At 36.2% G+C, this 15,166-nt stretch carries 15 protein-coding genes and 1 riboswitch; of the genes, 2 read left to right on the top strand and 13 right to left on the bottom strand.

The features are described from left to right. The 4 genes from AC11ZT_RS04695 to AC11ZT_RS04710 form a co-directional block, all read right to left on the bottom strand. A partial coding sequence (locus AC11ZT_RS04695; protein WP_484058496.1) for a M20 family metallopeptidase occupies window positions 1–949 on the bottom strand: 949 nt, incomplete at its 3' end. A gap of 15 nt (window positions 950–964) precedes the next feature. Continuing rightward, window positions 965–1,789, bottom strand: a complete 825-nt coding sequence (locus AC11ZT_RS04700; RefSeq protein WP_484058497.1) for a MetQ/NlpA family ABC transporter substrate-binding protein — start codon at window positions 1,787–1,789, stop codon at window positions 965–967. A gap of 240 nt (window positions 1,790–2,029) precedes the next feature. Further along, window positions 2,030–2,135, bottom strand: a riboswitch (SAM riboswitch). Window positions 2,136–2,299: 164 nt separating this feature from the next. Next, on the bottom strand, window positions 2,300–3,289 hold the full coding sequence (locus AC11ZT_RS04705) for an aldo/keto reductase (protein ID WP_484058498.1): 990 nt from the start codon (window positions 3,287–3,289) through the stop codon (window positions 2,300–2,302). Window positions 3,290–3,376: 87 nt separating this feature from the next. Further along, complete coding sequence (locus AC11ZT_RS04710; RefSeq protein ID WP_484058499.1) at window positions 3,377–4,144, bottom strand: hypothetical protein; 768 nt, start codon at window positions 4,142–4,144, stop codon at window positions 3,377–3,379. Between the two features lie 129 nt (window positions 4,145–4,273). Here AC11ZT_RS04710 and AC11ZT_RS04715 point away from each other — a divergent pair, with 129 nt between their 5' ends. Then, window positions 4,274–4,588, top strand: a complete 315-nt coding sequence (locus AC11ZT_RS04715; RefSeq protein WP_484058500.1) for a hypothetical protein — start codon at window positions 4,274–4,276, stop codon at window positions 4,586–4,588. Window positions 4,589–4,655: 67 nt separating this feature from the next. Here the strand turns inward: AC11ZT_RS04715 and AC11ZT_RS04720 are convergent, their stop codons facing one another. The 5 genes from AC11ZT_RS04720 to yqeK all read right to left on the bottom strand — a co-directional run bounded on the left by AC11ZT_RS04720 (window position 4,656) and on the right by yqeK (window position 10,603). Further along, the gene (locus tag AC11ZT_RS04720) at window positions 4,656–5,372 is read right to left on the bottom strand and encodes a class I SAM-dependent methyltransferase (protein WP_484058501.1); all 717 of its coding nucleotides are present in this window, start codon (window positions 5,370–5,372) and stop codon (window positions 4,656–4,658) included. A 108-nt stretch (window positions 5,373–5,480) separates the two neighbouring features. After that, window positions 5,481–7,142: a peptide ABC transporter substrate-binding protein gene (locus tag AC11ZT_RS04725; protein ID WP_484058502.1), complete on the bottom strand. Its 1,662-nt coding sequence runs from the start codon at window positions 7,140–7,142 to the stop codon at window positions 5,481–5,483. A 536-nt stretch (window positions 7,143–7,678) separates the two neighbouring features. After that, the gene (locus AC11ZT_RS04730) at window positions 7,679–9,298 is read right to left on the bottom strand and encodes an ABC-F family ATP-binding cassette domain-containing protein (RefSeq protein ID WP_484058503.1); all 1,620 of its coding nucleotides are present in this window, start codon (window positions 9,296–9,298) and stop codon (window positions 7,679–7,681) included. A gap of 178 nt (window positions 9,299–9,476) precedes the next feature. Then, window positions 9,477–9,704 (bottom strand): helix-turn-helix domain-containing protein, encoded by a 228-nt coding sequence (locus AC11ZT_RS04735; protein ID WP_484058504.1) that lies wholly within the window; start codon window positions 9,702–9,704, stop codon window positions 9,477–9,479. 254 nt (window positions 9,705–9,958) lie between these two features. After that, on the bottom strand, window positions 9,959–10,603 hold the full coding sequence (yqeK, locus tag AC11ZT_RS04740; RefSeq protein ID WP_484058505.1) for a bis(5'-nucleosyl)-tetraphosphatase (symmetrical) YqeK: 645 nt from the start codon (window positions 10,601–10,603) through the stop codon (window positions 9,959–9,961). Between the two features lie 315 nt (window positions 10,604–10,918). Between yqeK and msrA the strand changes: the two genes are divergently transcribed. Continuing rightward, window positions 10,919–11,452 (top strand): peptide-methionine (S)-S-oxide reductase MsrA, encoded by a 534-nt coding sequence (gene msrA, locus AC11ZT_RS04745; protein WP_484058506.1) that lies wholly within the window; start codon window positions 10,919–10,921, stop codon window positions 11,450–11,452. A gap of 62 nt (window positions 11,453–11,514) precedes the next feature. Here msrA and AC11ZT_RS04750 read toward each other — a convergent pair whose 3' ends face one another. The 4 genes from AC11ZT_RS04750 to AC11ZT_RS04765 all read right to left on the bottom strand — a co-directional run. Continuing rightward, window positions 11,515–12,216 (bottom strand): ABC transporter ATP-binding protein, encoded by a 702-nt coding sequence (locus tag AC11ZT_RS04750; protein WP_484058507.1) that lies wholly within the window; start codon window positions 12,214–12,216, stop codon window positions 11,515–11,517. Between the two features lie 16 nt (window positions 12,217–12,232). After that, on the bottom strand, window positions 12,233–13,006 hold the full coding sequence (locus AC11ZT_RS04755) for an ABC transporter ATP-binding protein (RefSeq protein ID WP_484058508.1): 774 nt from the start codon (window positions 13,004–13,006) through the stop codon (window positions 12,233–12,235). A gap of 11 nt (window positions 13,007–13,017) precedes the next feature. Next, the gene (locus AC11ZT_RS04760; RefSeq protein ID WP_484058509.1) at window positions 13,018–14,283 is read right to left on the bottom strand and encodes a branched-chain amino acid ABC transporter permease; all 1,266 of its coding nucleotides are present in this window, start codon (window positions 14,281–14,283) and stop codon (window positions 13,018–13,020) included. A 9-nt stretch (window positions 14,284–14,292) separates the two neighbouring features. Then, on the bottom strand, window positions 14,293–15,166 hold an 874-nt coding region (locus AC11ZT_RS04765; RefSeq protein ID WP_484058510.1), incomplete at its 5' end, for a branched-chain amino acid ABC transporter permease.

The following is a 15,166-nucleotide window of genomic DNA, read 5'->3' on the forward strand; positions in this document are numbered from 1 at the left end:
TTCTTCCATCACGAAAAACAACCTCGCCTAGCTGCTCTAATTCATTAGCAACAATTTCATCAAATGTAGAATTTAATAATAGATTATCAATTTTGTTCTGGGTTTGCTCGATTTTTAAAGTTGCTCCAGTAGCAAGTGCTGCTCCTTTTGCAATATTAAACACTTTTTCAGTTACTCTCTCGCATGCTACACGCGTGTTTGCACGAATGAAAAAACGTGCCGATGCGTAAGCTGGAATAATATTGGGTGCATCACCGCCATTCGTAATAATACCGTGAATACGAACATCAGCTGATAATTGTTGACGAAGCGCGTTTATACCATTAAATAAAGATAGAACTGCATCTAATGCATTTATCCCTTTTTCTGGGCATGCAGCTGCATGCGCCGGGACACCGTAAAAGTGAAAATCAAATGGATCAACTGCAAGCGATTCACTCGTTGTTGACGTTTTATTATGAGGATGAATCATTAAACAGGCAGACACATCTTTAAACAATCCAGCACTTACATAACTTCCCTTTGCACTTCCATTTGGTCCCCCCTCTTCTGCAGGTGTGCCAAAAACAATGATTTCTCCCCCAGTCTCATCAATAACCTCAGCTACAGCAATTGCAGCTGCCACACTAGTTGTTCCTATAATATTATGTCCACACGCATGACCAAGACCAGGAAGTGCATCGTACTCAGCTAGATATCCAATGGTAGGACCTGGTTTACCAGATCGCTTCCTTGCTATAAAACCTGTTTCATGTCCTGCAATATCTTTTGTAATTTCAAACCCAGCCTGCTCTAATAGAGCACGTAAGGTTTGAGAAGCAAAATGTTCTTGATTTCCAATTTCAGGATTGTCATGAATAATATGACTTGTATCAATATATATTGCTTCTGCTCTATTGATATTTTCAATAATTCTATTACGCTGTTCTTCCGCTTGTATTACAGACATATTAGCATCCCCTTTTTACAAGTTTTCAATATCCTTTATAGGAATAAATGTTGGAATTTGAGCCCCTTTATATGTTTCTTTAATAAAATTCGCAACCTCTTCTGTTTGATAAATCGCTACTAACTTTTTCAATGCTGGATCATCTTTACGCTTCGTTTGCGCCGCAATGATGTTTACATATGGTTTAGCTGTTTCGTCTTCCCTAAAAATCGGATCTTTAGTTGGGTTAAATCCAGCATCAACTGCAATACCATTGTTTATGATGGAAGCTGCAACATCATCCATAGCACGAGGGGTTTGCCCAGCAGCCACAGGAGTTATTTTTAAATTTTTAGGGTTTTCTACAATATTTTCTAATCCACCTTTACCATCAAAACCTTGCTTTAACTTTATAATTCCTGCCTTTTCTAAAAGAATAAGTCCACGTCCTAAATTCGTTGTGTCATTCGGCACTGCAATTTGATCCCCATTCTTCAAATCCTGCACACTCTTTATTTTTTTAGAATACAAGCCTAAAGGCGCAAGTACTGTCGTTCCAATCGCTGTTAGATCCAAATTACGATCTTTCTTAAAGGTATTGAAATAGGCCACCGTTTGAAAAGCATTCACATCTACTTCACCATTGCTAAGTGCAAGATTTGGTTGAATGTAGTCCGAAAATTTGACGATTTCAATATTAATACCTTCCTTTTTTGCTTTTTCTTTAACAAAATCCCAAACACGTGTGTCAGATCCACTAATACCAACCTTGATTGTTTTTTCTTGAGTTGTAGATGTTTTGTTACTGCATCCGGTTACGATTAGTAGAATGCTAGCTAGAACGAATAATAGTTTTTTCATAGTTAATCCCCTTTTCCTTTTGAGTGAGTCTGATGATACTTCTAACTCGTTTTTATTTTCCATAGTTCACATGCAGTAGGGTATGGTAGGTTGACGGAATCCATGTTTTTTAACTATGTACATGTAATAATCCAACGCTTCTTTACGTGAAGTAATCCCCTACTACAAATAAAAAACCTCTTTCTAGAAAATAGAAAGAGGTTGAAATGTTAACAAAAATATGAAAACATTTATAAACTCTTCTTATCTTCCAAGCACTTTTGCTTGCTGGAATTAGCACAGTATTCAAAGAGAATCCGCTGCCGAGGTATCATAGGGCCAGTCCCTCCACCTCTCTTGATAAGAAATAGGAAAATTTATTATATTTTGTAGAGTGTCTTTATTCTAATAATTTTGTAAAAGAAAGTCAATAGTTTTCACCCATTATTTTTATCGGATTTAAATGAATTTTATCATATGCATAAAAAAAGAACACCTAGTAGGTGCCTTTCGTTAAATCGTATTCCGATTTTAATTGGCAGTTACCTGCTTTGACATCCTATCTATCTCAATAAGATGCTGTTCCGATAATTTGAATCCAAGCGTCCCGATATTTTCCTCTGCATGTCGAATCTTTGATGCTCCTGGAATCGCCACTACTGTGTCTCCGTGAAAATGAATTAACCAATTTAATGCAATTTGACTGGTTGTTACGTTATATTCTAAAGCTAAATTATCTAGAAGATCAATAAGTGGCTTTGTTTTTGCAAGACCGCTAGGTTTGAAATAGGATAAATATTTCCGAGGTCCTGTAATTTTTTTCACAAGTTCTGGATTTTTATGAAACTTGCCCGATAATATTCCTTGTTCAAGTGGAGAATACGCAATAATCGTAATGCCTAGCTCTTTAGCAGCATCCATAATACCGTTTTTCTCAATGCGACGATCAAGTAGGCTATACTTCACCTGATTCGAGGCAAGTGGGTATCCGAACTCCTGCAAAACCTTATGAGCTTCCCTCATTTTTGATTCATTAAAATTACTTACGCCTGCATAACGGATTTTTCCTTCCTTTATGAGCGAAGCCATTGCAATTAACTGCGAGCGAACATTTGAAAGTGCATAGGGTTGGTGAATTTGATACAAGTCTATTGTGCGGCCTTTTAAAGCATGTATCCGATTATCGATTGTAGAAGTAATACTACTAGCAGATCGAAATAGTGGCCACCACTTCGTTGCAACGAGAGCATCCTTTGCTTCTTCACCAAGCATTACCAAAGCTTCTGCTAATGCTTCCTCTGACTGCCCTTTTCCATATACTTCAGCGGTATCAAACCAATTGATTCCACCTTGTAAACTAGTCTTGACAATGCTACGAATGTCGTCCTGCGATAAAGCTGGCCAAAACCGACCTACCATACCGCTCCCTTTACTAAATTGCCAACATCCAAGACCAAGTGCGGAAATCTCCAATTCTGTTTTTCCGAGTGTTCGAAGCGGTATAGCCGTTTGTTTCAGCATTTGTTTCCCCTCATTTCAATTGTGTATGCACAAATAAGCATAGCATAAGTGACCGAAAGAGCGCACTTTAAACAATTATCTCTTGCATTACGAAATTTGATTTTTCGTTCCTGCTCTTCGTTTGATAAATAGGATAAGGGCGATTAGGAAAACGAGAACGATACCAGCTACCGTTATAATATGCTGGACATTAGGTACAGTAATCGCCATTGTCACTGTATTTTCACTAGTAGGATCAATTTGCCACTCCAAATCCTTCCCATCAAACGATACATTATTCGCATTTGAAGTAATCGCTTTGACAGGGAGAGATACTTTCACACGCAAATCAAGGTTTTGTCTAATTTGACTCGCTACAAATGATGGAGCAGACTGAGCAACCTTAAATTGCTTGTTTATTGCTTGTAATAAATTATTATAATAGCTTGAAATGTTCAGTTTTCCCGTAACGTAATACACCGAATAAAAATACTTATCCACTTGCTCTGTATGAAACGAAATAAATTCATTATTTTCAAGTGTTGCTTTAGTTGCAGCATGAGCAACACCAGATTGTTTTGGTTCAAGTCCAATACTCTCCAAATGCTTCGACGCCTGAAAACCAAACTCACTTTGGCTTTCAAATGGCTTGATTACAAACCCATTATTGTGTAATTCATCTTCTAGCATTGTAAATGGATTGTAAGTTCCAATATATGCTTTGACTTGTTGCTCTAGTCCAAATGTTAAATCCGCATCAGCGCTTCCATTTTCATGAACCGTAATATGTGCTTGTCCAGATGCACACCCGCCTACTAACATGCTAAGAAAACAAATAAGTATAATTGCTATAAATCCCTTACTTCTTGGATGCATTTAAATCCTCCTTTCTATGCAGATGATGGTTCCTATTAAAAAAGTGGACACATACATAGTTAGATACACAAACATTATTATAGCAAGTCCATATACTATATAGTAGCTTAAATGAGAGGAGGAAAAAAGATGAACAAGCAAGATTGTTATCATCTTTGCCATCAATACAATGGCAAAATTGTGCGCATTCATGATATAGAAGGAGGCCTCCATGTAGGAAAAATCACGAAAATTACAGAGGAGTCTGTTTGGATTGAGCCCATTAGCAAGCGACCATACAATGGTGGTTTTGGCTACGGTCCAAGATACAGTGATGAAGATTATTATGGCTATGACAAGACCGGATATAGTGGATATGGCTATGATTCCTATGGCGAATTTGGTTTGGAACTTGCCTTTGGATTTATTTTCGGCATTACACTCGCAGCCTTATTCTTTTTTTAATCATCGCAAGAATTATGTAAACTACTCCCTTCAGTGAGGACATGCACTTTACTGAGGGAGAATTCCTTTATTTTCTACATAGAAATGAACGATGACCAAGTACGTGTTGATATTTTGTTAAGATTTTTTCATGTTTTTCCAATAACTCCAAATAAGAAGGGGGAATCGTTGGAGAAACGTCCCAAATTGGCACTTCCTTTGCCCTGTGCGCCATATTAGCAATCGTACTCCCCTCAACCATTCTTATATCAGAAAAACCGGATTGCTGCAAATAATCATACCACTGCTGCTCTGTTAAAAATTCCTTTGTACCATATATGCCACGAAGTTCACTTTGTTCTTCGTCATCGAACGGCCGTTCCGCACACATCTCAATACAAGCTAAATATCCACCTGGTCGTATGACACGCCTAAGTTCTGCAATTGTTTGTTGTACATTTGTAAATGCAATTACTGACTCTGACAATACAACATCGAATGTTCCACTTTTAAATGGAAGTGCTTCCACGGTGCCTTGTAGAAGAGAGATTGTTACACGTTCTCGCAAAATACTTTGTTTCGCTTTCACAACCATAGTAGGGTTTAAATCAATTGCAACCATTTGGCACCCATATTTTTTCGCAATGTATATAGCCGTTCTTCCCGTGCCACAACCTGCATCTAATACAGTGCATTGCGAAGAGAGAGGGAGATGGCTTAGTAAGTGGGTGGTTAGAGAAAAGCCTCCTGGATGTGCACTACTTACACCAAGTTGTGCCAATAAATCTAAATACAGATTTTCCACATGAATCACCCTTATTTTAAACTCCTACTATTACTATGTATCGAAAAGAAAAATGTGCACAAAAAAACAGGGAGTAAGCACTCCCTGTTTTTTACAAACATATAAATTTTAGTGTTCTTCTACATAAGCCCATTTGTAAGAGTAGTCGCCGCCAAAGTTATGTTTTACAATACCTTTTACATACGGACGTTGCGCATAGGAATCACCACGTTGATAAATTGGTGCAATAGCTGCATCGTCTAACAATAGTTTTTCAGCATTAGCCAATTGATCTAGACGATCTTTTGGATTTGCAAGCAATGTAGTTTTAGCATCATTGATAATTTTATCGTATGCAGGATTAGAATAACTCATTTCATTCATAGCATTCTTGCTTTCGAACATATCTAGGAAAGTCATTGGATCTGGGTAATCTGCACCCCAGCCAGCTAATGAAAATTCATAATCTTGTTTTGATTCAAGTTCTAATTTTTGTTTGAATGGTTGTTGTTTGATGTTAACTGTTAAACCTGGTAAATTCTTTTCCAATTGATCTTTAATGTATTCACCAGTTTTCTTAGCAGTTTCTGTATCATAGTTTAAGAATTCTAATGTTATTTTGTCTGTGCCAAGATCCTTCTTAGCAGCATCAAAGTATTCTTTTGCTTTTGCTGTATCCGTTGATAATAGATTTCCTTTATTATCACGGAAGTCCTTACCGCTAGAATCTTTAACTAAATCTTTAGGAACTAGGTAATCTGCAGCCACAGAACCATCATTTAAGATTACGTTAGCTAGTCCTTTTTTATCAAATGCCATTGAGATTGCTTTACGCAAGTTTTTGTTTGCTAATTGTGTATCTTTTCCATTACGTTTTTCATTCAAACGTAGGAAATAAGTTGATGCAAGTTGTTCTGTAACAAATTGGTCTTTTTGTCCTTTGTACTTATCTACGAATTCTGAAGATAGTCTAACGCGATCTACTTGGTTTGATTCATACAAGTTAACACCAGTTGCAACATCTTTTACAACGTTTACGTTAATATCTGTTAATTTTACTGTTTTGTTATCCCAGTATTGATCATTTTTCTTATATGACCAAGATTGTTCATGTTTCCAATCAGATAGTACAAATGGTCCATTATATAATGTAGTACTTGCTTCTAAACCAAATTTATCTCCTTGCGCCTTCACGAATTTTTCGTTAAGAGGATAGAATGTTCCAAACGAAGTTAATTCAAGGAAATATGGAACTGCATTTTCCAATTGTACTTCTAATGTATTGTCGTCAATCGCCTTTACACCTAATGTGTCAAGTGATGCTTTCCCTTGATTAATTGCTTGTGCATTCTTTATATCAAACATGATATAAGAATATTCTGCCTTTGTCGCAGGATCAACCGCACGTTTCCAAGAATAAACAAAGTCTTTTGCAGTGACAGGATCGCCGTTAGACCATTTCGCATCTTTGCGAAGTTTGAATGTGTACGTTTTACCGTCATCACTCTTTGTATACGATTCTGCTACCCCTGGAGTTGGTTTTTGATCCTTATCCAAACGGTAAAGACCTTCCATCACGTTATTCAAAACGATAAAGGAAACTTGATCCTTTGCCAGCGTAGAATCCATAGAAGGAATTTCTGCACTATCCGTCAAATTCAATACTTGCTTTGCAGCTAGCTTTCCTGTGCCACTGTTTGCTGTGTTGTTATCTTTTGTACCACAAGCACTTAATGCCAAACTGGCAACAAGCACAGGTGCAACCACAGCTGTGATCTTTTTCTTATTCATTCGTGTACCCTCCTTGATTATATGTATCCTTTGTCAAATAGAAATTTTCTTATATCTCACAATAATTCTACTAGTAAAATTTTCTGAAAATTTCTATTACTACATATTTTACTAAATTCTCGAGATTTGTAAAGTAGTATTTTAAAAATAATACATTTTTGTCGATTTTACATATTAATTATCACATTTTTACTATAAAAAGGAAATCATATATACAATCAATTCACTTATTGTATATTATATCCTTTTATTACAAAAAACGTAATATAATATTTTTCGATTAATTCCGAATTATTTTCTTGCATGAATTATAGAAGATATGGTCTAATTATATGTCTGATACCTCTAGATACTATCAACATTTACAATGTATACTATTCCCCTTCCGTGTTCATGTTATGAATCGAATTCATAATTTTTTTCTCTATATTAATAAAGAAAGCAGACCGTTAATAGGTCTGCTTTCGGTAATTACAAATATGTTAGTTATTATACCAATTATGAATAGTACTTTGAAGTCATATTGAATATCCTATTTAGTTATACAATTGTTCTACTCTTTTTTGAATATCCGCATCTTCAAGATATTCATCATACGTAGTTTGTTTATCCATCATACCATTGGACCCAATCTCAATAATACGATTTGCTATAGTTTGAACAAATTGATGGTCATGAGACGTAAATAAAATCGTTCCTTTGAAAGCAATTAACCCATTATTTAATGCTGTAATTGATTCCAAATCCAAGTGGTTCGTGGGCTCATCTAGGGATAATACATTCGCACCACTTAGCATCATTTTGGAAAGCATGCAGCGGACCTTCTCTCCTCCAGAAAGAACCTTTGCTTTTTTCATTACTTCTTCACCAGAAAAGAGCATTCTACCTAAAAATCCACGTAAGAAGCTTTCTGATTCATCTTCAGGGGAGAATTGGCGTAACCATTCTACTAGCGTCAATTCATTATTTTCAAAGAAAGAAGCGTTGTCCTTTGGAAAATAGGCTTGTGTCGTAGTTACACCCCATTTATAAGTACCACTATCTGGCTCTAACTCACCTGATAATATCTTAAATAGAGTTGTATTTGCAAGTTCATTACGTCCTACAAAGGCAATTTTGTCTCCCTTATTTACAGTAAAACTAACATTGTTAAGAACCAATTCGCCATCGATTGTCTTGGACAGTCCTTCAACCTGAAGCAAGTCATTACCAACTTCACGATTTTGAGTAAAGCCAACAAACGGATAACGACGAGAGGATGGTCGAATATCATCTAGCGTTATTTTGTCTAATAATTTTTTACGCGATGTCGCTTGTTTTGCTTTCGATGCATTGGAACTAAATCTAGCAATGAAGCCTTGAAGTTCCTTTATTTTCTCTTCTTTTTTCTTATTGGTATCCTGAGACATTTTTAATGCTAATTGACTGGATTCATACCAAAAGTCATAATTTCCCACATATATTTGCAAACGTCCATAATCTAAATCAGCCATATGTGTGCAAACTTTATTTAGAAAATACCGATCATGTGATACAACAATTACAGTGTTTTCAAAATTCAGAAGGAAATTTTCAAGCCAACGTACTGCTTTTATGTCCAAATAGTTGGTAGGTTCATCTAAAAGTAGTATGTCCGGCTTACCAAACAATGCTTGTGCTAATAATACTTTCACCTTTTCAGCACCTGTTAGCTCAGCCATCTTCTTTTGATGTAGATCTTCATCTATCCCAACACCTTTAAGTAATATGGCAGCGTCTGCTTCAGATTCCCACCCATTCATTTCTGCAAATTCTGCTTCCAATTCTGCCGCGCGCATACCATCTTCATCCGTAAAGTTTTCCTTCATATAAATTGCATTTTTTTCTTGCATAACCTCATATAAACGAGAATGTCCCATTATAACTGTGTCAATTACTGCATAGTCATCAAATTCAAAGTGATTTTGCTTTAAAACAGCAAGACGCTCTCCAGGGGTAATAAATACATCGCCAGTATTAGGCTCAATTTCACCAGATAATACTTTAATAAACGTAGATTTTCCAGCTCCATTTGCGCCAATCAGACCATAACAATTTCCAGGTGTAAACTTTATATTTACATCTTCAAATAGTTTTCGGTCTCCGTATCGTAAACTTACATTGCTAACTTGGATCAATGTTAATTTCCTCCAGACATTTTGAGTTACAGTAGTATTGTACTATACGTAGCAATTGAGCGTAAACTACATAAGAAATACAAAAAGACATTTATACGCTTTGTACAAATGTCTTTTTACTAATGAAAGTTGTAAGTATACCCCATGATTCAACACCTTTGGCCATTTTCTTATGCAATTATAAATTTAAAGACTGAAAAAATTCGGTTAAACTAATACCCAATGCTAAGCAAATTTTTTGTAAAGAAGAAATTGTAGGTCCGCGTTGTCCTCGCTCTACCATTCCAATAAAATTCTTATGAAGATTGGATTGTTGGGCAAGATCAGCTTGTGAAAGCCCATTTTTCATTCTTTCTGATTTAATCGTATTCCCTATTTTGATGAGTAACATCTCTTCTTTTTCCATTGCAATCACCCGAATATACTTTATATTACTAGAAAATAAAACCACATACATTCTAAAAAAGATTAGACAAGATAAACGAAAATAATCTTGAACACCTTATTATTATAAGTTATAGCAAGAAAATACAACTCAATCATGTACTATATTTATCATATACCAAATTCTTTTGTATTCACAATACTTATATTGTTAAGTTCACATACCCTTATATACATGTAGTTACAAATGTAACGCGACTCGTATGCAAAACACTTTCATTTCGTATCATTTTCACTAGTGAAAGAGATTACTAATTTTTCCTTTAAATCATAATATGCTTCTATTAACCAAGGATGAATGACCTGGTATTGATCTCTTCTTTCCCATACATAGGTAATGTAACAATATGCTGCATGCTCTAATGATTTTTGTAATTCCATATGGATTGCTGCAATATATGGTGGATTTCCAATTTTACCCCATTTTATTTTATCTGCTACGAATAAAATGAGATCTAGTTTATTGCATTTTTTCTTTAATGTAGTGTGACACTCTAAAGCACTTACTATTTCCTTATTATCTATTTGAAACAGTTCCTGAGCAAGTGCCGCGGATAATTTCTGATATAGTAGATAGGGGAATTGGGTTTCTTCGGGTAGTACAGCAATGTTCAAATCAAGAACAGCTTCCATAATACTTTCCTTAGGAATAACAGAGCTAATATCATGTAAACACCCTGCAATATATGCGTTTTTTTCATTAGCATAGAAAAGATTCGCTAAGTTTCTACATTCCTGCGCGACATCGACAGAATGCAAAAACAAGGGTAGGGCATTAAAATGTTTGTAAAAGGACTCCACGTCTTTTTCTAAATTCCCCGTAATATCCATTTCGTTTTTTAATGTTGTAATCCAACTCAATCCCATCCCTCTTTTCTTCAATATGAAATTTTAATGAAAATGCCATTAATTCCATTATAATCCTTGTCAATAGATTTTTGTGTTTAGCTTATATAAAGATTTATGTATTTTAGTTTTCTTATTTCAAATGTAATATTTTTCTATATCTATTATAGGATTCTACTTGTACATTGTTTTACATGAAAACATACTTCAGTTATAATAATTGCTATTCACGCGGTGAAGCGGCATAAATTTACTGAGTACCGACTATGTTTCTCAGCAAAACTTACTATAAATACAATAGTACCTACATAATGAAAGGATGAATAGATAATGGAAGAATCTCGAATTGAATTTGCTATGTTTGCCGGAGGATGCTTCTGGTGTATGGTCAAACCATTTGATGAATTACCAGGTATTGTACGAGTAGTTTCTGGTTATTCTGGTGGAAGTGTTGACCATCCTACTTATGAGCAAGTGAAAAGTGGGACGACAGGACATTACGAAGTTGTGCAAATACAGTTCGATCCTACTATATTTCCTTATGAAAAACTGCTAGAACTTTATTGGCCACAAATTGATCCAACGGATGAGGGCGGACAATTTTTTGATCGTGGAACGCAGTATCGAACTGCAATTTTCTATTATTCTAATAAGCAAAAGAAATTAGCAGAAGAATCAAAGCAGGCAGTGGAACGTAGCTGTCGCTTTCAAAAACCAATTGTCACAAGCATTCTTCCTGCTGGCACGTTTTTTGAAGCGGAAGAATATCATCAACACTTTTATAAGAAAAATCCTGAAAAGTACAAGCAAGAACGTCTAGAATCAGGACGTGCTACATTTATTGAGGAAAATTGGAAGAACTAACTGTTAACCGGAACAATCAACAATAAAGAAGGTGCAATCTTTTGCACCTTCTTTATTGTTTACTAAGCTAAATATGCTTCCTTTACAATTTCATCCTTCAATAATTCGGAACCTTTTCCTACCATTTTAATTTCACCAGTTTGAATTACATATCCGCGATGAGCGATTTGAAGGGCTTGGTAGGCATTTTGTTCCACAAGAAGAATTGTCATTCCCTCTTTATTTAAATCTTTTATAATTTCGAAAATTTGCTCTACAATAATAGGAGCCAAACCCATGGAAGGCTCATCTAGCATTAATAAATGCGGCTTACTCATCAATGCTCTTCCAATGGCAAGCATTTGTTGTTCCCCACCACTCATCGTACCTCCTTGTTGATCGAGACGTTCCTGTAACTTTGGAAAATAATGAAACACTTGTGCCATCCGTTCCTTTACTACCTTTTTATCTTTAACAGAGAAAGCACCCATTTCTAAATTTTCCCGAACAGAAAGTCGGGAAAAAATCCGACGTCCCTCTGGTACGTGCGCAATACCAGACAGCGCTGTAAGATGTGGCAGTTGTCTTGTTATATTGTTTCCTTCAAATGTAACCGTTCCATCTTTGGGGACTACTTGTCCACTGATCGTTTTTAATGTCGTTGATTTCCCAGCTCCATTACTACCAATCAACGTCACAATTTCCCCTTTATCAACGCTAATGGTAATCCCTTTTAACGCATGGATTCCACCATAATATGCATGAACATTATTCATTTGTAACATCGCTTTTATTCCTCCTTTACTCTGCCGCCACTGCGCTCTTTCCAAGATAAGCTTCGATTACCTTTGGATTATTTCGAATTTCTTCTGGTTTGCCTTCTGCAATTTTTTCACCATGATCAAGAACAATGATATGCTCTGAAATCTTCATAATAAGCTTCATATCGTGCTCAATCAAAATAATGGTAATCCCTAGTTCTTCTCGAATACGAAAAATTAAATCTGTTAGCTCCCTTGTTTCTTTTGGATTCATACCCGCAGCTGGCTCATCAAGTAAAAGAACCTTCGGCTTGGACGCAAGAGCACGAGCAATCTCTAGCCTACGCTGTGCACCGTACGGTAAATTTTGTGCATCCTCATTTAAGTAATCACCAAGTCCTACATAGGTAAGAAGACGAAATGCTTCGCGTTGTGCCTCTTTTTCTTCCCGCTTTACATGGGGTAAGTCTAATAATACCCCTACAAATGTGCTCTTTAGATGATTGTGTGCACCGACCATGACATTTTCAAGGACCGTAATATTATTAAAAAGTCTAATATTTTGAAATGTACGAGCAATACCAGCTCGAGAAATACTATGAGGCTTTAAACCGACTAATGATTGCGAATCAAGAATAATTTCCCCTTCATCTGGCTTATATACACCTGTAACCATATTAAAGAAAGTTGTCTTACCCGCACCATTAGGACCTATCACTGCTGTAATGGAGCCTTTTTCAACAGTCATATCAATTGATTTCACTGCCGTAAGACCGCCAAAGCGTTTTGTTACATTTTTAACTGTTAAAATCATCTTGGCACCTCCTATGCTCCGAATGCTTTTTCCTCAATTTTTGCATTTTCTTGTTCCGTTGTTTTTTCCAGCTCTGCTTTATTAAAAGTTGGATTTTTTGCTGGAATCAATCCTTGAGATCGATACAAGGCAAATAAAATGAGAATACCGCCGAAAATGAAACGTTGCATTTTTGCAGGAGAGAGTGCATCTGGAATAGTTATCGTTCCAGTTTGCGTCAGTGCATTTAAGTAGTTCGTTAGCTCTGCTAGTACTTGTAAATTTAAGATCGTAACTACTGCTGCGCCGAGAATAACACCTGGAACACTTCCCATCCCACCTAATAGTACCATTACGAGAATGGTTGTAGACTCTATCATCGTAAAACTAGTAGGATCTATGAACATTTGCTTAGCCGCAAACACAACTCCCATCATTCCTGAAAAGGATGCACCAATTGCAAAAGCAAGCAACTTCGTTCGTACAAGATGAATCCCCATCGCCTGCGCAGCAATTTCATTTTCTCGTACTGCCTTCCAAGAACGTCCAACCTTTGAGTATTCAAGACGTCTGACTGCAAAAATTACGAATAATAAAATAACAAGTACTACGTAATAAAATTGACTAGCATTATTAAAACTAATACCGAAAAGCTGAGGCGCTTGAATCGATGTCAAGCCCATTGCCCCGTTCGTAATATTAACTGGCTTGTCCAAATTATTAAATATAATACGAATTATTTCACCAAACCCTAACGTTACAATCGCTAAATAATCCCCTTTTACACGCAAAACCGGAATTCCTAGTAATATACCGAAAAGGGCTGCGATAAAGCCTCCTATGAGGATAAAAATCCAGAAGCTTTCACCAGATAACGGATAATGACCAAATGGCATAAAGTTACTTGCCTGTGCAGTAGAAAAAATACCGTACGTATAAGCGCCAACTGCAAAGAAAGCAATAAACCCTAGGTCGAGAAGGCCTGCAAACCCAACTACGATATTTAATCCTAAAGCCATTGCAACATAGATTCCTACTAAAGTGGCTACTTCCATATAAGATTGATAAGCTTGCCCACCACTTGCAGCAAATGGAACTACCAAAAATAATTCGACGAGACCAATCATCCATTTTATTCTTGTTGTAAAGCTAGTGTAATAAAGTAACAAGAGAGAAAAAAGAAGTAATAAAAAGGCAATAACGGACTTTTGTGAAAAATATAAGCTAGCTGACGTAATTACAATATATAAGGCAAGTAACACACCTTGTAGTTGCTTGTTTTGTTTTAACTTTAACATGCGTATCACCTACACTTTCTCTGTGACTGCTTTGCCAAAAATTCCTTCTGGCTTAAAAATAAGAATTAAAATGAGGATTATAAACGCAAATACATCTTTATACTCAGAACCAAATAAACCACCTGTAAATATAGTAAGATTCGTTGCTGCAAACATTTCAAGAATTCCTAATAGTATACCGCCTACCATCGCTCCCCGAATATTGCCAATCCCACCCATTACAGCTGCTGTAAATGCTTTTAATCCTAAAATAAATCCAATATACGGATCAATTGTTCCATATTGCATTGCAAACAATACCCCTGTTGCTCCTCCAAGTGCAGATCCAATAAAAAACGTTAATGATATTACCTTATTTACATTAATGGACATTAATGAAGCTGTTTCACGATCTAGCGCAACAGCACGCATTGCGATTCCCCATTTCGTCCGGTTAACGAAAAAATCTAAAGAAATCATCATTACAATTGCTATAAGAACGAGAATAATAGAAGATGACTTTAGCTGTGCATCACTAAACATCGGTAAGAGATGAGAAGCTTGAATGGAAACCTTATCTGTAAATAAAGAAGGCCCTGTTACAATGTAATTTCCTTGCCGAAGTTCTGTAATGAAACGAACGATATCTTGCAGCAAAAAGGAAACTCCTATTGCTGTAATGAGTGTGATTAGCTTTGGTGCAGTTCGTAATGGCCGGTAAGCTACCCTCTCAATTCCCATTCCTAAAAATCCAGTTAATACCGAAGCTACTACTAACACAAGAATAAGAGCTAAAATTGCCGGCATCGCTCCTAACCAACCGAATCCTGTCATCACAAGTAAAAGACCGGTCCCGATAAAAGCTCCACTCATGAAGATTTCTCCATGTGCAAAGTTAATCAGC

The organism is Ectobacillus sp. (assembly GCF_056992975.1).